Annotated in this window: 18 protein-coding genes; 15 read left to right on the top strand and 3 right to left on the bottom strand. The window is 29.2% G+C overall.

Translation table 11 applies throughout. The annotated features are described in order from the left end of the window. Positions 1–197 precede the first annotated feature (197 nt). From NNC19_RS01315 to NNC19_RS01285, 7 genes are all read left to right on the top strand, one after another. On the top strand, positions 198–632 hold the full coding sequence (locus NNC19_RS01315) for a DNA-binding protein (protein WP_310936789.1): 435 nt from the start codon (positions 198–200) through the stop codon (positions 630–632). A 17-nt stretch (positions 633–649) separates the two neighbouring features. Beyond that, on the top strand, positions 650–814 hold the full coding sequence (locus NNC19_RS01310) for a hypothetical protein (protein WP_310936788.1): 165 nt from the start codon (positions 650–652) through the stop codon (positions 812–814). 459 nt (positions 815–1,273) lie between these two features. Beyond that, positions 1,274–2,155 carry an AraC family transcriptional regulator gene (locus NNC19_RS01305; protein ID WP_310936787.1) on the top strand — a complete coding sequence of 294 codons (882 nt, stop codon included), beginning with the start codon at positions 1,274–1,276 and terminating at the stop codon, positions 2,153–2,155. 218 nt (positions 2,156–2,373) lie between these two features. After that, positions 2,374–3,093 carry a hypothetical protein gene (locus NNC19_RS01300; RefSeq protein WP_310936786.1) on the top strand — a complete coding sequence of 240 codons (720 nt, stop codon included), beginning with the start codon at positions 2,374–2,376 and terminating at the stop codon, positions 3,091–3,093. 251 nt (positions 3,094–3,344) lie between these two features. Next, a complete protein-coding gene (locus NNC19_RS01295) occupies positions 3,345–4,238 on the top strand; it encodes an alpha/beta hydrolase (RefSeq protein ID WP_310936785.1) in 894 nt (297 codons plus the stop codon). A gap of 6 nt (positions 4,239–4,244) precedes the next feature. After that, on the top strand, positions 4,245–6,479 hold the full coding sequence (locus tag NNC19_RS01290; RefSeq protein WP_310936784.1) for a glycoside hydrolase family 3 N-terminal domain-containing protein: 2,235 nt from the start codon (positions 4,245–4,247) through the stop codon (positions 6,477–6,479). 259 nt (positions 6,480–6,738) lie between these two features. Then, positions 6,739–7,104 carry a helix-turn-helix domain-containing protein gene (locus NNC19_RS01285; protein WP_310936783.1) on the top strand — a complete coding sequence of 122 codons (366 nt, stop codon included), beginning with the start codon at positions 6,739–6,741 and terminating at the stop codon, positions 7,102–7,104. Positions 7,105–7,167: 63 nt separating this feature from the next. Here the strand turns inward: NNC19_RS01285 and NNC19_RS01280 are convergent, their stop codons facing one another. Continuing rightward, entirely contained in the window at positions 7,168–8,334 is a 1,167-nt protein-coding gene (locus NNC19_RS01280; RefSeq protein WP_310936782.1) for an iron-containing alcohol dehydrogenase, read from the bottom strand. Between the two features lie 384 nt (positions 8,335–8,718). Here NNC19_RS01280 and NNC19_RS01275 point away from each other — a divergent pair, with 384 nt between their 5' ends. Next, positions 8,719–10,248 carry a carboxylesterase family protein gene (locus NNC19_RS01275; RefSeq protein ID WP_310936781.1) on the top strand — a complete coding sequence of 510 codons (1,530 nt, stop codon included), beginning with the start codon at positions 8,719–8,721 and terminating at the stop codon, positions 10,246–10,248. 235 nt (positions 10,249–10,483) lie between these two features. Here NNC19_RS01275 and NNC19_RS01270 read toward each other — a convergent pair whose 3' ends face one another. Next, on the bottom strand, positions 10,484–11,488 hold the full coding sequence (locus NNC19_RS01270) for an AraC family transcriptional regulator (protein WP_310936780.1): 1,005 nt from the start codon (positions 11,486–11,488) through the stop codon (positions 10,484–10,486). 460 nt (positions 11,489–11,948) lie between these two features. Between NNC19_RS01270 and NNC19_RS01265 the strand changes: the two genes are divergently transcribed. Together NNC19_RS01265 and NNC19_RS01260 are read left to right on the top strand one after the other, a co-directional pair. Further along, entirely contained in the window at positions 11,949–13,850 is a 1,902-nt protein-coding gene (locus NNC19_RS01265; RefSeq protein ID WP_310936779.1) for a beta-glucoside-specific PTS transporter subunit IIABC, read from the top strand. A 142-nt stretch (positions 13,851–13,992) separates the two neighbouring features. Further along, positions 13,993–14,757, top strand: coding sequence for a ChbG/HpnK family deacetylase (locus NNC19_RS01260; RefSeq protein WP_310936778.1), 765 nt, complete (start codon positions 13,993–13,995; stop codon positions 14,755–14,757). Positions 14,758–14,913: 156 nt separating this feature from the next. On the opposite strand, the gene NNC19_RS01255 is transcribed toward NNC19_RS01260, so the two are convergent. Continuing rightward, entirely contained in the window at positions 14,914–15,498 is a 585-nt protein-coding gene (locus tag NNC19_RS01255) for a TetR/AcrR family transcriptional regulator (RefSeq protein WP_310936777.1), read from the bottom strand. Between the two features lie 246 nt (positions 15,499–15,744). Between NNC19_RS01255 and NNC19_RS01250 the strand changes: the two genes are divergently transcribed. The 5 genes from NNC19_RS01250 (at position 15,745) to NNC19_RS01230 (ending at position 19,996) form a co-directional block, all read left to right on the top strand. Beyond that, on the top strand, positions 15,745–17,661 hold the full coding sequence (locus NNC19_RS01250; protein ID WP_310936776.1) for an FAD-dependent oxidoreductase: 1,917 nt from the start codon (positions 15,745–15,747) through the stop codon (positions 17,659–17,661). 156 nt (positions 17,662–17,817) lie between these two features. Next, the gene (locus tag NNC19_RS01245) at positions 17,818–17,970 is read left to right on the top strand and encodes a hypothetical protein (protein ID WP_310936775.1); all 153 of its coding nucleotides are present in this window, start codon (positions 17,818–17,820) and stop codon (positions 17,968–17,970) included. A gap of 132 nt (positions 17,971–18,102) precedes the next feature. Further along, positions 18,103–18,537 carry a MarR family winged helix-turn-helix transcriptional regulator gene (locus NNC19_RS01240; protein WP_310936774.1) on the top strand — a complete coding sequence of 145 codons (435 nt, stop codon included), beginning with the start codon at positions 18,103–18,105 and terminating at the stop codon, positions 18,535–18,537. 124 nt (positions 18,538–18,661) lie between these two features. Then, entirely contained in the window at positions 18,662–18,883 is a 222-nt protein-coding gene (locus NNC19_RS01235) for a NifU family protein (RefSeq protein WP_310936773.1), read from the top strand. Positions 18,884–19,117: 234 nt separating this feature from the next. Further along, on the top strand, positions 19,118–19,996 hold the full coding sequence (locus tag NNC19_RS01230; protein WP_310936772.1) for a radical SAM protein: 879 nt from the start codon (positions 19,118–19,120) through the stop codon (positions 19,994–19,996). Positions 19,997–20,092: the final 96 nt, after the last annotated feature.

The raw sequence follows: 20,092 nt of genomic DNA, 5'->3' as shown, positions 1-20,092 counted from the left end.
ACACTGCTGAATATTCTTCAAAATACATAGATGTTTTCCAGTTAATGAAAAATCACTCATAGAGATTTTAGTTTGGATGAATGGTGAGTTGCAATACAATTAAAAACTGATTATGTGGCTAATTTGTACTTGAAACTTTTGAAATAGATATATATTAATAGATTAAAATAAAAAGTATGATTTGGAGGAATAAACAAATGGATTATAGAAAAATAGGTAATAACTTTTATGTTAGAATTGATAAAGATGAAGAGATAATCAGTAATATAGAAAAAATATGTAAAAGAGAAAGTATACTAGCAGGACATTTTCAAGGAATTGGAGCTTGCGATAAAGCAATTGTTTCAACATATCTACCAGATAAGGATAAGTTTACAGACCATCCTATTTTAGGAATGCTTGAAATGGTATCATTGATGGGAAATATTACTATAGATGAGAATGGGGAGCCGGTTTTGCATAGTCACGGAGTCTTTTCTTATCTTGATGAAGCTGGAAAGCCAACTATAGTAGCTGGACATTTAACAGAAGCAATCGTAAACTATACTGGGGAAATTTTTATACAGACTGCTGAGGAAGCGATAGGAAGAATGATAGACCCAAAAACAGGTATCAGTATATGGAAATTTTAACTTAAACCATAATTCTTATGGAAAAAGCATATTCTATAGAAATTACAAACTGTATAAAAGATAAAGAGAAGCAAGAAAAATTTAAAACAGATTTTGAAGTACTAAAAAAATGCATTGATGGCTTAGTTCATACTATTTGTAGAAAACAATTTGCTTACAGACGAAATATTTTTAGCATTTAATACATTCTTAAGTGATGATATGTGTAACAAGCTTTATATTCATTATGTAGAAGATTTGCAGTTCAATATAATATAGAAATCTCATCTTAAGCACTTAATAAAAGATTCAAGAAACCAGCCTTAGATTATAAGCATTTGAAGAATGGAGCTTTAGTATCTTATAATGTAACAGGGCATAATCCAGGAATGATGATGTCCATTCTTTTGAAAGAACAAAGAATCCTTATGATAGGAGATGGGCTAAAGGAACTATTAGTCAATATTATTCAACTATGTATATATATCAAAGAAAAAAAGTTAATGATATATCATTTGAATTTATGGGGTTGATGGTACTATTATTTATTCTAAAGGAAAGTGAACTAGTGAATTGAATTTAAAAATGTATATTATAATAGGATGTATGAAAATTAATTGTAATTAAACTTTTAAAGTAGAGCATTAAGGTGATATAAAATAATGAAAAAGAAAAATCAAAAACTTGAAATAGTAACAATGGAATATAATTTGCCAGTTTTTATGTATATTCTTACCATGGATGAATTTCAAAAATATCATGATAAAATAATGCAAGAAAAAATGATAGATCATTGGCACAAAGAATTAGAAATAAATTATATTTTAGATGGGCAAGTTGATTACTATATTGATGGAAAGCACTATGAAGCCAAAAAGGGAGATATCATAATTATTAATTGTGAAAGCATTCATAGTGTAGTTCCTAATATAGACGAAGTAATAGAAAATAGAATAGTATTTACTTTATTAATCAAATATGAATTTATAAAAAATTTAATACCAGATTTGGATGAAAGTATATTTATTATAGAAAAAATAAAAGATTTGAATAGTATAAAGATATGTATAGAAGAAATTTTTAAATATTATAAATATTATAAAAATCAGTATGAAAATATTGCTATTTCTGGATTGCTACATAAATTAATTTATGAATTATGTATAAGTGGTGCAAAAAGAAATAAATCTAGTATTTTATTGAAAAATAAAATAAATATACAAAAAGTTAAAGAAATTTTAGAGTATATAACAAATAATTATAAAGAACCTTTGAAACAGGAGGATATAGCAAAATATTTTTATTTCTCCAGAGAATATTTCTCAAGATTTTTTAAAAAATATACTGGAATTACATTCAAAGAATATCTTACGGTATATCGTCTGCAAAAAGCAGTGCAAAAAATGATGGAATGTGATTCTTCAATGGCTAATATTGCCCAAGATACGGGTTTTTCAGATACAAGGCAGTTTATTAAGTGTTTTAAGAAATATTATAAAGCAACTCCTTATCAGTATAAAATTAAGCAAGTCACAAAAGAGTAATTTTTTAGATATAAAGTGTATATAATTCCATGTTTTTAACTGATAGACTAATTATAGTTAATTATTAAGATTGTATAAGTTCTAGTGTTAAAAAAATATGGTAATTATGCATTATAAATAAAACACTTATATTTATGAATATTTAATGATTTACTTATTTTAACAAAAATTGAATGTACAAAAAATGAAAGAAAAATATGTAGTAAAGGAAGATGAAAATGAATAAAGCAATTAATTTAACTAAAAGATTAATTTTATTTTTTGTAGGAATAAGTATAATTCAGTTTGGAGTTGCATTATTTCTAAAAATTAATATAGGATCTGATTCATTTACCGTATTCACTCAAGGATTAGCTTCCATATTAAATAGAACAAGTTTGAAGGATATTTTCCTAGTTAAATGGATAGTAGGTTCAAATCAAGTAACTCCAGGAGTTGCTAATATGATTATTTCAGTAGTATTATTTATAATTATATTTATAGTGGAAAGAAAACAAATAAATATAGGAACATTTATTAGCGTAATTGGGGTAGGTCCAATTATTGATTTTGCAGTTAAGATAGTTTCATACTTTCACATTGATTCCTATAATTATTTTACAAGAACATTATTTGTTGTACTTGCTAGTTTTATACTTGCAGTAGGATTTTCAATTTTATCAGCAACAAATGTAGGTGTTGCACCTAATGATATTATTCCATTTATAATACGAGATAAAATAAAAATGGAATATCGTTGGGTTAGAATTGCAATAGATGCTGGATATTTAATTATAGGATTTTTATTAGGTGGAAAGGTTGGTATTGGAACAGTAATATCTATGGTAGTAATTGGACCATTTATACAATTTCTCCTTCCATATGCAGAAACATTTGTAAAAATAATAATAAATAAAAAAACAAAGAAGATGAGATCAATATTCTTAGTTAATAATTAAAATTATATATGGTGTGTTAAAAATAGGTGTATGAAGAATGAATAATTTATTTTTTATACACCTATTTTTTTTGTATAAATTCATAACGTTAGGAAAATTGTAGTATAAATTTATAACAATATAAAACTAAAAAAAGTCACAAAAGAGTAATTTTTCAGATATAAAGTGTATATAATTATATATTTTTAACTGATAGAATAATAGTTAATTACTTATAGTAATTATATGTAGAAAAGCAGAGGTGAAGAATTATGGATTTAAATGATCCCAAAATATTTCGTAAATTTTGCAGTAAAGGTGATGCAAAACGTGATGAAGGACTTACAACTCCAGATGATATAAAAAGATATGACAATATAAGTTATGGTATTCATGGAGAATTAAATCTTCTTGACATTTATCACAAAAAAAATGTGGCAGATTGTCAGCAAACTATAATAAGCATCCATGGAGGTGGATGGGTATATGGAAATAAGGATGTATACCAATTTTACTGTATGGATTTAGCGCAGAGAGGATTTACAGTTGTTAACTTTTCTTATAGATTAGCACCAGAAGCTCCATTTCCAGCAGCATTAGAAGATGTTAATAGAGTATTTATCTGGATAGCAGAACATGCTAAAGAGTATAATATTGATTTAAATAATTTATTTATAGTTGGAGATTCTGCAGGAGCACAATTGGCAAGTCAGTATATGGCTATGCTAACTAACTATGAGTTTCAAAAATTTTATAACTTTAAAGTGCCTTCTGATAAAATTAAGGTTAAGGCTGGAGCACTTAATTGTGGAATTTATGATTTAAAAAAATATGTGGAAACATCTAATGATAGTTTTATTTTAGCTTATCTTGAGGAAGATGCTAAAGGCAAGTTAAAGTATTTAGATACTATGAAATATATAACAAAAGAATTTCCTCCTGTCTTTGTTTCTACTGCGCATAATGATTTTTTAAAGGAACATGCAAGGCCAATGTATGATAAATTGAAAAAATTAGGGGTCCCTTGTAAATATAAAATTTATGGAAATAAAGATAATGCGAAAATTGCTCATGTGTTTCATTTAGATATACGCATGCCAGAAGCAAAAGAGTGTAATGATGAGGAATGCGAATTTTTTAAAAAAATTATAGAAAGTGAGAAATAAATTAATATGAGTTATATTAGAAAAGAACAAGATGGATTTATATTATATGAGAATGAAAATGGACCAGCAGTTGGAACTTCTTCTGATTCAGTTTTAGTTATAGATGGTTTGATTTTTAAAGATCTAGCAAAAACAGGAGAACTTCTTCCTTATGAAGATTGGCGTCTTGATGTTGATGTTCGTGCAAAAGATTTAGCATCTCGTTTATCAGTAGAACAAATTGCTGGACTTATGATGTATTCACCACATCAGATGATTCCTTCGTTACCAGGAGAGCCTTTTGAATCAACCTATGAAGGAATGAGTTTCTTAGAAAGTGGAAAACAGAAATGGGAAATGACAGATGGACAAAAAAGATTTCTAAAAGATGATAATGTTAGACATGTATTAGTTGTAAAATTGGAAAATGCTGAAGTTGCAGCAAGATGGAATAATGAGATGCAAAAGTATGTTGAAAATCTTCCATTTGGAATTCCAATTAATTTTTCCTCAGATCCAAGACATGGCTCAGAGGAGTCTACAGTGGAATTTAAAAGTAGTGCAGAAGATGCTTCAAGATGGCCTGAAGGATTAGGGATGGCTGCTATATTTTCCCCAGAGATGTGTAAAAAATATGCTGAAATTATTTCAAAAGAATATCGTGCTCTTGGGTTAATAACTTCTTTATCACCACAAGTAGATTTAGCAACAGAACCAAGATGGATGAGATTTGAAGATACGTGGGGAAGTCACTCAACATTAGTATCTGATTATGCAAGAGCTTATTGCGATGGAATGCAGACTACAGAAGGAAAAGATAATGGTTGGGGAGAAGAAAGTGTTTGCACTATGTCAAAACATTGGCCAGGTGGAGGAACATGTGAGGGGGGAAGAGATGCCCACTATCCATTTGGCAAATATGCTGTTTATCCAGGTGAAAATTTTGAAATGCATTTACAACCATTTTTACAAGGCGCTTTCAGCTTAGATGGACCAACAAAAACAACATCAGCAGTGATGCCATATTATACAGTTTCATGGAATGTAGATAAGAAAAATGGGAAGAATGTAGGAAATTCATATAGTGAATATTTAATTAAAGATTTACTTCGCGAGAAATATGGATATGATGGTATTGTATGTACTGATTGGGGAATTACAGAAGACCCAGATAAGAAAATTGATTCTTTTGGAAGCAGGTGTTATGGGGTAGAAGATTTATCTGAAGTTGAAAGACATCTACTGGCTATTGAAAATGGAGTAGATCAGTTTGGTGGTAATTCTGACATGAAGCCAATACTTTCAGCATATAAGCTTGGATGTGTGAAGTATGGAGAAGAAACAATGCGTGCAAGAATAGAGCGTTCTGCAGTAAGGCTTTTAAGAAATATTTTTAGATGTGGTCTTTTTGAAAATCCATATTTAAATGTTGAGACTACAAAAAAAGTTGTGGGGTCTGAAGAGAATTGCAAAGCAGGGTACGATGCACAACTAAAATCAATTGTTATGTTAAAGAATAAAGAAATACTTCCAATTAGAAATAGAAAAAAAGTTTATATACCTAAACGTCATATAAAAGCAAGAAAGACATTTTTCAGAACATCAGCAGATGAATTGAATATAGATCCAGTTTCTGAAGAAGTACTAGGAAAATATTATGATCGAGTTGAAGATATAGAAGAAGCTGATTTTGCCCTAGTATTTATTGAAAGTCCTCTTTCCAATGGATATAGCGAAGAGGATGTAAAAAGTGGAGGAAATGGATATCTTCCAGTTTCACTCCAATATCGCCCATATACAGCTCAATATGCTAGAAATACTAGTGTTGCAGGAGGAGACTTTAGAGAAAAAACAGTAGATAGAGGTTATTATGGCAAGACTAACACAGTAGCTAATGAAGAAGATTTAGATATTGTAATTAACACTAAAAAGAAAATAGGAAATAAACCTGTTATTGTATGTATCCATATGCATAATCCTACTGTTTTATCTGAATTAGAACCATATTCAGATGCAATTTTAGTTGATTTTGGTATTCAAAAAACTGCTATTTTAGATATTATTAGGGGAAAAGAAGAACCTTATGGATTATTACCTGTACAAATGCCAGCATCAATGAAAACAGTAGAGAAACATAATGAAGATGTACCTTTTGATATGGATGTATACAAAGATGCAATGGGAAACAGTTACGATTTTGGGTTTGGATTAAATTGGAATGGAAAAATTCAAGATGAACGAACTAAGCGTTATGTAAAATAATTAATTAGCATAGTATGTGTAATTCATACAAAATAAAAATACAAAGATTAGGTGTAGATGAAATGTCTATGACTAGACTCTATCATAGAACCTCTGCAAATTTTAAAATTGAATTTTTAAGAGAGTTTTCATTTATATTTTATAGTTTGAAAATGGATTAGTAAGTAAAATGTAATATGGCAAGTTTTGATTAATTTGTATATAATATAAATTATGAATTGTTATACAAGTAAATCATCTTATACTAGGAGGTGATGTTATGCCCAAAAATAGATTAAATAAAGTTAGTTGTAGTTCTTATAGATGTGAAATTGAAGTTACTTTAGAAGTTTTAAGCGGTAAATGGAAAGCACTTATTATTTGGAATTTAAATATTCATAAAGTTATAAGATATAATGAATTTAAAAGATTAATTCCAGGAATAACTCAAAAAATGTTAAGTCAACAATTAAAAGATTTAGAGCGAAATGGACTTGTTAAGAGAACTGTTTATCATGAAGTACCGCCTATGGTGGAGTATTCACTTACTAAAATGGCTGAAGATTTAATTCCAATCTTGGATGCAATGGATAAATGGGGAAAAGACTTCGTAAATAATTTTAAACAATTAAATTATGAATCCTAATTTTGCTATTTATATAGAGAGTTATAGCTGGTTCTATAACCAGCTATAACTCTCTATATAAATCTAGAAGATTACTTCAGTCCCATAATAAGTAGCTTCAAATAATTTTTTCATCTCTACTACAGATATTTCTCGTGGGTTTGTACCTGTACAAGGATCAGCAACTGCACCTTCAGAAATTTTATCTAAATTAGACTTAAAGTCTTCTTCTGATAATCCAAATTCTTTTAAAGTAGTAGGCATGTTCATAGCGATTCTAAAATTTTTAACAAGGTTTATTAATGATTTAACTAACTCATCTGTTGTATTTCCGCTTAACCCCAATCTCTTAGCTATGTCAGCATAAGCATCTCCAGCTGTTTTAGCATTAAATTCTATAACATAAGATAAGTATATTGCATTTGCACATCCATGAGGTATATTGAATATTTTACCAGATTTATGTGCCATTGAATGAACTATTCCGAGTATTGCATTTGAGAATGACATTCCAGCTAAGCATTGAGATATATGCATGTTTTCTCTAGCTTCCTTTTCTCCATTAAATGACTTAACTAAATTTTCAACAGTCATTTCTATAGATTTCATAGCTAGCGCATCAGTTATTGGATTCCTAGCAGTTGAAACAAAAGCTTCAAGAGCATGAGTTAAAGCATCCATTCCAGTATTAGCAACTAATTTTGGAGTCATACTCTGAACTAAAGCAGTATCAACTATAGCAATATCTGGAGTTATATTGTAGTCAGCTATTGGATACTTAATTCCAGTTTCATTGTCAGTTATTACTGAGAATGAAGTGACTTCAGAACCAGTACCACTTGTAGTTGGGATAGCTATGAATTTAGCTTTTTGTCTTAATTCTGGTAAGTTAAATGGCTTAGCAGCTTCTTGAAAAGTAAAGCTTGGATACTCATAAAATATCCACATTGCTTTAGCGGCATCTATTGGAGATCCTCCACCAATACCAATTACTAAATCAGGGTTGAAGGAATTCATCATTTCAACACCTTTTCTAACTGTTGCAACAGATGGGTCATTTTCAACACCAGAAAATACTGTTGTTTGAATTTTGGTTTCTTTTAATAAATTTTGAATTTTAGGTACTGTTCCATCTTTTATTAATCTTTCAGAACCAATAACTAGTATAGCTTTAGTTCCTTTTATATCTTTTAAATGATCTAGAGCATTAGTTCCAAAATAGATGTCTCTTGGTATGGTAAATCTTTGCATTTATATTTCCTCCTTATATTTAAAAAAGTTAATTAATTTTATTTGTTGTCTTGCTACGAATATTAGTATAAGTCTATTAATTTGAAAATAAAAGAAGCCACTTTTTCGTAGGATAGTTTCAAAAAGGTAGGAAATATAGTTATTTCAATATAATAATTTTTTAATATAACTCTAAGTTAAACTAAAAAAATATATAATTAACTAGTGAGCTATGAAGATAAACATGTAACAAGATTAGAAATTATCGTATTTATCTTCGAATATAACATGGATTTAATAATCATAAAATGCTAATTTAGATAATGTAGAATGGTAATAAATGTGTAGATGATTGGTAATGTAGTCGCTATATTATACTTCTATTAAAACGAAAGGAAGGTAAATATGTTTACAAAGAAAAATTTGAGTATAAAGTTAAATGCAACAAATGAGATTGAAGTGGAGGGTGGTAAAATAACAGGAACTTTATTATCTGACTCAAAAATAGCAATATACAAAGGTATTCCTTATGCCGCTCCTCCAGTTGGAGAGCTAAGATGGAAGGAACCACAACCAGTAGGTTCATGGAAAGGTGTTAAGGAATGTATTGATTTTGGACCAAGTGGGATTCAACAAAAGCAAATTCCATTTATGATGTGGTCTAAAGAATTTATTATTGATACATCAAAAGGTTATTCAGAAGATTGTTTGACTCTTAATGTATGGACAAAGACTGAATCAACAGCAAGTAAACGACCTGTTATTGTATATATACATGGAGGCGGATTTGTAAGTGGAGGTTCTTCCTGTGATGTATATGATGGAGAAGCTATGGCGAATAAGGATGTTGTATATGTAAGTATTAACTATAGATTGGGGATATTTGGCTATTTAGCACATCATGGATTATCTGATGAATCAAAAGATGGAATATCAGGGAATTATGGTGTATTAGACCAAATTAAAGCTTTAAAATGGATTAAGAATAATATTACAAAATTTGGTGGAGATCCTGATAATGTAACTATAGTAGGGCAATCAGCAGGTGCAGCTTCAGTAAATATTCTTACAATATCACCCAAAGCAAAGGGACTTTTCAAAAATGCTGTAGCTATGGGGTTTAATTGCATAAATTGGGAATTTGATATAATGAAAGAGAAAGAAGCTGCTTCTTCAGAGTTATTTAAGGGGAAAACATTAAAAGATATGCGTGAGATGTCAACTGATGAATTACTTGCTCTTAATTATAATGGTACTCCTTGCATAGATGGAAATATTATTCCAAAAAAACAATTGAATATGATTAAAGAAGGAAACGTTAATGATGTCAATTTAATGACAGGTAATGTTTCAGAAGATACAGTAATATTCTCTATTTTTCCTAGAGAACCATTTACAAAACCAACTACTATAAAAAAAGCTGATTTAATTGTAGCTATTGAAACTACATTTGGCTCTTATTCTGATGAGTGTTTAGCTACATATTCTATAGATAGTGATGAAGCTATTAATACATATAATGAAATTAATGAAGATGGAATGATGGCTTTGCAACTTTGTTTAGCTAAAGCAAGAGTAATAAATTCAACAAAACCAACATATGTTTATAAATTTACTCATGTAATGCCAGGAGAAATGTCAGAAAAATGGGGGGCATTCCATACTGCAGAGGTACCATATTTCTTGAATAACTTCTCAACTGAAAGAAAATCGTATTGGAGTCAAGTAGATTATGACTTAGGTAATAAAATGTCATCATACTTAATTAACTTTGCCAAAACAGGAACTCCAAATGGTGATAACCTTAATAAATGGGATGAGTATAATGGAAATATGTCTTTCATAAATTTGGGTAATTCAATTACTACTATAGCCTTTAACAAAGAAAAGGCTAAATTTTGGGAAGAGTATTATAGGAGTATTTTTTGTATATAACGTTATTTATACTTAAAGCGTTTAGCATTTTGTCTAATTAATCTTCTTGTATCAAATACACTTTAATTTTAAAGCTAAAAAGCTGATTTCTGTCAAATGTAGGAATCAGCTTTTATTTTAGTAGCTATTAAATATAGGTTTGTTATTTGGGGTAAAAGTGTTTCAATTAAATCTTTGAACTATAAAATTAATTAGTTGAATTAACTTTTCTTTTCATTGGTTATCTTGTTACTAATCATTTATTATTTAAACTAAATTTATTTCTATACTGTTGAGGTGAATAGGAATAGTACTTTTTAAATGCTTTTGAAAAATAATCACAGGAATTATAACCTATAAGTTCTGAAATTTTTTCAATTGACAGATTAGTGTTTTTTAAATACTTGCAAGCGGCTGACATTTTTAATTTTGTTATTAGCTTCATAAATCCTAGACCAGTATTCTTTTTTATTAATAAACTTAAATGAGCTTCACTATAATTAAAAAAATCAGCCAATTCTTTTAAGGTTAAATTTTGATAGTTATTTTGAATATAATTAAGTATTGAGTAAAAATCATTTGAAAACTTATAGTTGTAAAATTGTACTGAATCACTATAATTCCTTAAAATTAATGAGAAAAGGATATTTATCCAACTAATACAACAATAATTTGAATAAGCACCCCCTTTATTATACTCAAACATTAGATTTCTCATAATAAGTTTTAAATCTTTTGAATTATCAGTAGAAAATAGAATATAGTTTGATTCAGCTTTAATGTAAAGTATATTTTGAAAAAAACTAGACAGTAAATTTTTTTGAGTAAGCAGTTGAAAAAACGAACTGTCAAAAGTGCTTTTTCTTATGCAAATTGTAATTATTGTCGAAAATTCATCATCATTAATAGCAGAATGTTGGGAATCAGGAGCTATTATGCACAAATCACCTTCAGATAAAGTATGTAATTCATTCTCAAATTTTAGTTGACAGTTACCTTTATATACATAAAATATTTCAAAAAAGTTATGTGAATGCATTGGATCATATAAATTATGAAACTGTCTGAATACAAGAATATCATAGGAATTTTCAAAAAAAATCACCTCAGGCATTTCTTTTGGTATCATGTCGCGTACAAGATATTTAGTAGATAGTGGTATTTTATATATTTCAGAAACAAAGCTTTCATCAGATAAACAACTCCATGACTTATGTGAATTTAAAGCATTTTGAATACAAGAATTATTTTGGTCTAACAAGACATCTTTAAGAGATTGTAGAGCCTTAACTATGTTAATTTTCTTGTTATTTTTTATATAATAGTTCCTTATATAATTTTGAAAATCACCATAAAAAATATATTGATTTTTCAGAATAAAACCTCCTTCTTCTTTATAAATAGTATAACAATATGAAAGTTATGCGGCAATGCAGGTATTAACAAATCTAAAAAAGTAACTTATTTATACTCGAAAATTACATGTATTATAATATTTAAAGATGATATTATATTGTTTGTAAGGATGATAATTTTTACTACAGATGTAAACGTAATCTGTATATTACTCGAAAAACTTAATAAGTTTTGGATTGTTACTGGTAAAGCAGGCGAGACCAACGTTTATAGTACGAATCTTATTAGATTAGATTTATATGTACTACAAGTGTTAGGTTTCGCCTTTTTTATATGAAATCTAAAAGTAAGAAGGAGATGTAAAAATGAAGTATGAAAAATTAGCAAAAGACATTATAAAAAATGTTGGCGGTAAAGAAAATGTAAATAGTTTAACTCACTGTGTTACACGTTTACGATTTAAGTTAAAAGATGAAGGTAAAGCAAATACGGAAGTTCTTAAGAAAATGGATGGTATTGTAACTGTTATAAAAAGTGGGGGACAGTATCAAGTAGTTATTGGAAATCATGTACCAGATGTTTTTGCTGATGTTAATGAAATAGGAGGTTTTGCAACTTCATCTTCAGAGGAAACACAAGAAAAGTCAAATCCAATAGATAAATTTATCGATATTGTTTCAGGTGTGTTTACCCCAACTTTAGGTGTTTTATGTGCTACAGGTATGATAAAAGGTCTTAATGCATTATTAATAGCAGTTCATATTCTAACAGCTACTGATGGGACTTATCAAATATTAAATGTAATTGGTGATTGTTTATTTTATTTCTTCCCAATTTTCTTAGGTTATACTTCAGCTAAAAAGTTTAAACTTAATGAATTTGTTGGTATGGCAATTGGTGCAAGTCTTGTTTATCCAACACTCTCAGGATTAACAGCAGCTCCAAATCAACCATTGTATACATTATTTGCAGGAACATTAATTGAATCTCCTGTATATGTAACATTTTTGGGTATTCCTGTTATTTTAATGAGTTATTCATCAAGTGTTATTCCAATTATTATATCAACATTTGTAGGATCTAAAATAGAAAAGATATTTAAAAATATAATTCCTGATGTAGTTAAAACATTTTTAGTTCCACTTTTTACATTATTAATTACTGTGCCATTATCATTTATAGTAATTGGACCAATTGCTACTTGGGCAGCAAAACTACTTGGAACAGCTACAATATCTATGATAAATTTAAGTCCAATTTTAGCGGGAGTGATTATTGGAGGTTTGTGGCAAATAACTGTAATCTTTGGATTACATTGGGGGTTAATACCTATAGCAATAAATAATATGATGACTATAGGTTATGATACAATTTTAGCATGTGCAGTGGGTACTACTTTCGCTCAATCAGGTGTTGTTTTAGCTATTTTATTAAAAACGAAGAATCTAAAATTAAAAGGAATAGCTTTCCCAGCATTTATTTCAGGAGTATTCGGAGTTACAGAACCAGCAATTTACGGTGTGACTTTGCCACGTAAAAAACCATTTATTTTAAGTTGTGTAGCTTCTGCTGTAGGTGGTGGTATAACTGGATTTATGGGAGTTAAAATTTATGCTATAACTGGTTTAGGTATTTTTTCAGTACCTAGTTATATAGGATCAAATGGAATGGATAAAGGATTTTATGGATCAATAATTGCTATGGTAGTAAGCTTTGTTGTAGGTTTCTTATTAATGTTCTTAATGGGATTTAAAGATGATGAAGTTGAAACTGTTGAAAGAAAAAATGACAACGATGAATTAGTAAAACAAGAAGTATTAATAAGTCCATTAATAGGTGAAGTTAAAGCATTATCAGAAGTTAAAGATGAGGCATTTGCGAAAGGAGCATTAGGGAAAGGTGTTGCAATTGAGCCAACAGAAGGGAGCGTAGTAGCTCCAGTAGATGGTGTTATAACAACATTATTTCCAACAGGTCATGCTATAGGGATCACAAGTTCCAATGGAGCTGAAATATTAATTCATGTCGGCATGGATACAGTTCAATTAGAAGGAAAGTATTTCTATCCTAAAGTAACTCAAGGAGATACTGTAAAAGCAGGTCAATTATTATTGGAATTCGATATAAATGCTATAAAAGATGCAGGTTATTCATTAACTACTCCAATAGTAATTACTAATGCTGATAAATACTTAGATATTATTGAAACAGATAAAAAATCTATTTTTTACAAAGAAAATTTATTAACAGTAATGATTTATAAATAATTAATATGAACATCACCCCATAATGATTATTATGGGGTGATGCTACTGATTCTAATCAAATTGAAGAGGCATACTTACAATTAAGAAAGGGATTATCATTAAAACTAATAAAAAATTAAATAGAAAGTTGGAGGTCAATATAATGAAATTAATTGTTCGTGCAGATGATTTAGGATTTACTGATGCTGTCAATCATGGAATTCACAAAGCTATTATAGATGGTATTGTGACAAGTACAGGATTAATGCCTAATATGCCTGATGCTGAAAATGGATTTAATTTAGTTAAAAAGTATGACCAAATAAGTATTGGACAACATACAAATATTTGTGTAGGTAAACCTTGTAGTGATCCTAATAAGATTCCATCTATGGTAGATCAATATGGAAATTTTCATTCATCAAAAGAATTTAGGATTGCTTATAAAGAAGAAAGAGAAATTATAGAATTTGAAGATGTAGTTACTGAAGTTCAAGCTCAGTTAGATAAATTTAGAGAAATAACTGGAAAAGATCCTGAGTATTTTGAAGGACATGCAATACAATCTAAAAACTTTGAAAAAGCCTTAAAATATGTTGCAGATAAAAATAATCTGTTATATGTGCCATTTGGTGTTGATATAATTCCTAAAATCAATTGTAAAATGGGTAAATTTCCTAAGATGTCCAGTGACAATTTATATAATCCATTAAATTATTTTTTGGATGATGAAGGAGAAGTTTTAGATAGTGATTTAGCTTTAATTGTAACTCATCCAGGATATGTGGATGAAGATTTATTAGAGATCTCATCATTTACTATGATTCGTCCTCTTGAAGTAAAAGCATTAACTTCTATAGAAATTAAAAACTGGATAAAAGCTAATAATATTCAATTGGTAAACTTCCATAGTTTTAAATATTTATAATATATATTGATACTGAGAGAGCTAAAGTTAGCATGATTATGACTTTAGCTCTCTTAAACAACTGTATAGTGCATTTCAGTTAGTATTTTTAAATTTCATATCAAACTAATCAAATTTATTGATATATTTTTACTTACAATATTCCACAATTTACAATTAGGGTTCAAATAAAGCTATGACAGTGTCTAAATTTGGCATTGTGCTTAGACAGTCGGGATTTTGAATGAGATCCATGATATGCCCTAATAAATAATGCCAGTAAATATTTCCAAACTCATCTGGATTGCCTTCTTTAAAATCTCCAGACTGTATGCCCTTTTCAAATATTGGACCAAAGAAAACTTTTCCAAAGTTGTTGGAAATAGGATTTTTATAGCTAGTATCATTAAGTTCGCCTTTTACGAACACAATAGCATATACCTGTAGTGGATGGTTATAACAAGTTTCAGTCGGGGGAGAAAGAAAGCGCAATCCAAATTCTTTAATTGCAGTTTTAGCACTTGGGATTGTCTTGATTTCTTCCAAGCATTCGTTTAGGAAATCAAGATAGGAAAAAAGAATTTCTGCCTTGCTTTCAAAATAACGATATACTAACCCTTTGCTGATACCAGCAGCTTCAGCAATATCTGATATTTTTGTATTTGTATAACCATTTTTATAAAATAATGATAGAGAAACAGACAGTATTTGTTCTCTTCTCTTACTCTCAATTTCTTTTCTTTTTGCTTCTGATATTGACATCTTTTATCCTCCTAGTATTATATATTACTATTCTACAGCATTTATGATTAAAGTAAAAGTGGCTTGCACAATTTGATATATAATAGGAGTAGTAGCATTATCGTAAAGAAATCAATAACTAGCGAGTCAACAATGACTTAATAGTCATTGACTCGTTGGTCAATCAATGCTATAATTTGATTGTGATATTTTTAACACTAATTAATTACTATACAATATTATAAATTATTTATGGAGGTAAAAAATATGTTAGAACACCTGTTTAGCCCTTTTACAATTAGAGGTAAGGTCATCAAGAACCGTATTGTTGTTCCTGCTATGGTAACAAATTATTGCACATCCGAAGGTAAGGCAACTGACCGTTTTATTGCTTATCATGAGGCAAAGGCAAAGGGAGGTTTTGGACTGATTATAACTGAAGACTATGCTATTGATCCTTTAGGACGTGGATTTCAACATGTAGCTGGGCTTTGGAATGATGACCAGATTGAAAGTCATAGTGAATTACCAAAAAGAGTACATAAGTATGGAGCTACAATTTTAGCACAAATATATCATGCTGGTAGACAAACTGAGAGTGAAGCGATAAAGGGTGAACCCGTTTCATCTAGTCCTATTCCATCTCCTTTTGGCACTGAAGTTCCTAAGGAGTTAACAACAGAACAAGTAAAAGAAATGGTTAGCAAATATGGAGATACTGCACTACGTGCTAAGAAATGTGGTTTTGATGGTGTAGAAATCCATGGAGGCCATGGCTATCTTATTACACAATTTCTTTCTCCATTCTCAAATAAACGTGTAGATGAATATGGTGGCAGTTTCTTAAATCGTGCGCGTTTTGCACTTGAGATAATTCGTGATATCAGAACAAAATGTGGTGAGGATTTTATTGTTGGTATGCGTATTTCAGCAGATGAAATGGTTGAAGGCGGACTTACAATAGAAGATAATAAAGCACTTGTTCCTTATTTTGAGGAAGCTGGTGTGGATTTAATAAATGTGTCTGTAGGTAACTATTTGTCGATAGATTTAAATGTAGCACCATCTTATGTTAGTCATGGCTGGTTTGCTGATATGGCAAAAGAAATAAAAGAAATTTGTAATATTCCTGTTATTGCGGTATCTAGAATAAATAACCCAATTTTAGCAAATAGCATTATAAAATCAGGTAAAGCTGATTTTACAGCTATGGGCCGTGCGTCTTTAGCTGACCAAGACATGCCAAACAAAGCTAAAGAAGGTAAATTTGAAGAAATACGTCGTTGTATTGGATGTAATCACGGATGTTTAGGAAGCTTGTTTAAAGACCAAGATGTTAAATGTGTTTTAAATCCTACATTAGGTAACGAACTAAGTAGTGAAATAGAACCAGCTAAGGTTGTGAAAAAAGTAGCGGTTATTGGAGCAGGACCTGCAGGTTTAGAAGCGGCTATGAGTGCTAAAAAAGCTGGTCATTATGTAACTGTATATGAAAAAGACAGCCATGCAGGTGGACAATTCTATTTAGCTGCGATACCACCATGCAAAGGTGAAATTACTGATTTTATTGTATGGCAGACTAATCAATGTAAGAAGTTAAATATTCCAATTAAATATAATACTGAAGCTACAGTAGAATTAATGAAAAAGGAAAAAGTAGATGCAATTATTTTAGCTACTGGTGCAGCACCTTTTAAACCACCTATCAAAGGAATTGAAAATAATAATGTTGTACTTGCTAATGATGTTCTTGCTGGTAAAGTATTCCCTGGAGCTAATTGTGTAGTAATTGGTGGAGGTCAAGTTGGAGCTGAAACAGCAAATTACTTAGGACAACAACTTAGAAATATTACTGTTCTTGAAATGGGTGATAAAATTGCTCCAGAAGAAGCAATAGGTCCAAGATGGCAATTACTAAAAGGTTTAGAGAATCGTAAAGTAAGCTTATGTACAAGTGTTAAGGTAACAGAGATTACTGAAAATTCTGTTAAGGCTGAAGGAAAAACACAAATGGAATTCCCAGCGGACACTGTTGTTATTGCTACTGGATCTAGACCAGTAAATGCATTAAAAGACAAGTTTAGTAATGCAGGTTTTGAGGTTAAAGTCATTGGTGATGCAAATAAAGTAGGTTTAGTTATGGATGCAACAACTGAAGGATTCAATGTAGGAAGAGCTATTTAATAATGAAATTTTTATATTTATTATAATATATGTTGAAAATTTCATATGTCCTTTTTACGATTTAATCAATTCTATATACCCAGGAATTATTAGCTCAGCTATGTGGGAAAAGATTCTTGATAGCTATGAAAATGCTGGACAATATAGAGAAGCATCTTGGAAAGAAAGTCTAAAAACTTTCATACCACTTTCACGGGTGACCAAAAGCTAGAAGACATTGTATATAAAGTAATGTTCTTATGTTCACAATATGCTGATCATATTACTGGACAAGCTATAAATGTTGATGGTGGAGCAGCAATGAACTAATAAGTTCTAAACTAATAATTTTATATATTTTTTATAGATACTCAATAAGTCAAGTTTATGAATTGGGTATCTATATAATAATATAACAAATATTTATTTTAGTAAATTTACGATAACGAATGGGGTGGTAAAATGATACGAGAATGTTTAATTGGTAAAATAAATGAACTAAGCTCTAGTTATAGTAAGTTTATTGTAAAAAAACTCAATAATGAAGGGCTGCCAATACTGCAGAATCATATCCCGCTGTTTTACATACTTCCTGAGGATGGAAGTGCATTGCTTTTTAATGAAATATCAAATATATGGGAAATATCTAAGTCGTCATTATCTGATATTATACATAAATATGAAAGTTTAGGTTTAATAAAAAAATGCACTTGTTTTGAAGATAAAAGAAGTATACATATAAGTTTAACTCCAAAAGGTCTGAACATAAGACAAAAACTTGAGAAAATGGAGAATGAATTTTTAGATTTTCTTTTAAGTGATTTTAATAGAACTGAAAGAGAAAACTTTGAGGATAGTATTAATAAATCATTAAAGAATATTAAAGAAATACTATAAAAAGTATTTTTTAGAAACTTATTTCGTTCACGTACGAAATAAGTTAGAGCCTAAATTGATAATTTTAATTGGATATTTATAAAAAATATAATAACACAAAGTGTAGAAAGTTGAGGTAATATATATGAAAGAATTAGTTATTAAATCATTAGATAGGATAAAGCCAATCCTTCAAAGAGATGGTGGAGATGTGGAATTTGTAGATATTAATGAAAATGGAGTAGTAAGCGTAAGACTTCAAGGAGCCTGCGGTAATTGTCCAGGAGCTACTATGACTCTAAAAATGCTTATTGAACAAACATTAAAACAAGAAGTACCTGGAGTTAAGGAAGTTATAGGAGTATAAAACTCAACCTAAAATTAACTTAGATAAAGTAGTTTAATAGAGCTTTATATCGTATGTTTTTTGCATATAAAGTCTCTATTTTAGATAACCAAAATCAGTAATTGAGCAGATGTATGAAAGATAAAATTGTACTTCAAGAAAAATTATTTTAATTTATTACCTATTATAAAAATAACAAGTTATAATTGGCATTAAATTCTAAGTAGGCTATTAATAGAAAGGATATGATATAAAATGAATTATGAAGGAATTGTATATAGACCACCAATTGAAGCAAATACATTTTTATTACAAGTAGCAATAGGATGTGCACATAATAAATGTACTTATTGCAATATGTTTAAGGACAAATGTTTTAGAGTCTTACCTTTAGATAAAATTGAAGAAAGTTTAAAACTTGCAAAACAATACTATAGTAGGATTGAAAGAGTATTTTTAGTTGATGGAGATGCTTTTGTATTGAAAGCTGAAATTTTAAAATCAATAGCGGTTTTAATAAGAAAGTATTTTCCAGAATGTAAAACAATAACAATGTATGGTTCAATACAAAATATAAAAAGTAAGACAATTGAGGAATTAAAAGAATTAAGAGAAATAGGAATAAATGATTTGTATATAGGTATTGAGTCTGGTTCTGATGAGGTATTATTAAAAGTTAATAAAGGGCATACAGTGAAAGAAGCTATAGAACAATTAGATAAATTAAATGTGGCTAACATAAATCATGCATCTTTAATAATGTTTGGAATAGCAGGTAAAGGCAAGGGAATAGAAAATGCAAAAGCAACAGCTAAATTATTAAATAGGGTAAAACCTAAAATAATTATAAATGCAACTCTTGCTGTATTTGAAGAAACAAAGTTATATGAAGAAGTACAAAATGGAATTTTTGTAGAAGCTAACGAGCTTGAAAATTTAATAGAAGAAAAAACATTCCTTGAAAATTTAGAACTTGATGAAGTTTTCTTTTGGGGAAATCATGTTTCTAATTCAACTGGAATAGCTGGAATTGTAGGAAAAGAAAAAGAAAGTATGTTAAAAACATTAAAATATAATATTGAGAATTTTGATGAAGCTACTTTTGATAGACCTTTTAGGGGAACTCATCTATAGATATAATTGTAAAGATAGATTAAAAACTGATTAATATTTTATAATATAGGAATCAGTTTTTTATTTGGAGATACTTAATAATAAATTTGACAATGT

It is taken from the genome of Clostridium sp. SHJSY1, from assembly GCF_031626875.1.
Lineage (GTDB): Bacteria > Bacillota > Clostridia > Clostridiales > Clostridiaceae > Clostridium.
Note: the sequence above shows the minus strand (reverse complement) of the source record. Positions and strands in the feature narration are given on the sequence as shown.

Coding starts and splice junctions, on each gene's coding strand:
- NNC19_RS01315 (WP_310936789.1), top strand. CDS start 198: ATGGATTATAGAAAAATAGGTAATAACTTTTATGTTAGAATTGATAAA.
- NNC19_RS01310 (WP_310936788.1), top strand. CDS start 650: ATGGAAAAAGCATATTCTATAGAAATTACAAACTGTATAAAAGATAAA.
- NNC19_RS01305 (WP_310936787.1), top strand. CDS start 1,274: ATGAAAAAGAAAAATCAAAAACTTGAAATAGTAACAATGGAATATAAT.
- NNC19_RS01300 (WP_310936786.1), top strand. CDS start 2,374: ATGAATAAAGCAATTAATTTAACTAAAAGATTAATTTTATTTTTTGTA.
- NNC19_RS01295 (WP_310936785.1), top strand. CDS start 3,345: ATGGATTTAAATGATCCCAAAATATTTCGTAAATTTTGCAGTAAAGGT.
- NNC19_RS01290 (WP_310936784.1), top strand. CDS start 4,245: ATGAGTTATATTAGAAAAGAACAAGATGGATTTATATTATATGAGAAT.
- NNC19_RS01285 (WP_310936783.1), top strand. CDS start 6,739: ATGCCCAAAAATAGATTAAATAAAGTTAGTTGTAGTTCTTATAGATGT.
- NNC19_RS01280 (WP_310936782.1), bottom strand. CDS start 8,334: ATGCAAAGATTTACCATACCAAGAGACATCTATTTTGGAACTAATGCT.
- NNC19_RS01275 (WP_310936781.1), top strand. CDS start 8,719: ATGTTTACAAAGAAAAATTTGAGTATAAAGTTAAATGCAACAAATGAG.
- NNC19_RS01265 (WP_310936779.1), top strand. CDS start 11,949: ATGAAGTATGAAAAATTAGCAAAAGACATTATAAAAAATGTTGGCGGT.
- NNC19_RS01260 (WP_310936778.1), top strand. CDS start 13,993: ATGAAATTAATTGTTCGTGCAGATGATTTAGGATTTACTGATGCTGTC.
- NNC19_RS01255 (WP_310936777.1), bottom strand. CDS start 15,498: ATGTCAATATCAGAAGCAAAAAGAAAAGAAATTGAGAGTAAGAGAAGA.
- NNC19_RS01250 (WP_310936776.1), top strand. CDS start 15,745: ATGTTAGAACACCTGTTTAGCCCTTTTACAATTAGAGGTAAGGTCATC.
- NNC19_RS01240 (WP_310936774.1), top strand. CDS start 18,103: ATGATACGAGAATGTTTAATTGGTAAAATAAATGAACTAAGCTCTAGT.
- NNC19_RS01235 (WP_310936773.1), top strand. CDS start 18,662: ATGAAAGAATTAGTTATTAAATCATTAGATAGGATAAAGCCAATCCTT.
- NNC19_RS01230 (WP_310936772.1), top strand. CDS start 19,118: ATGAATTATGAAGGAATTGTATATAGACCACCAATTGAAGCAAATACA.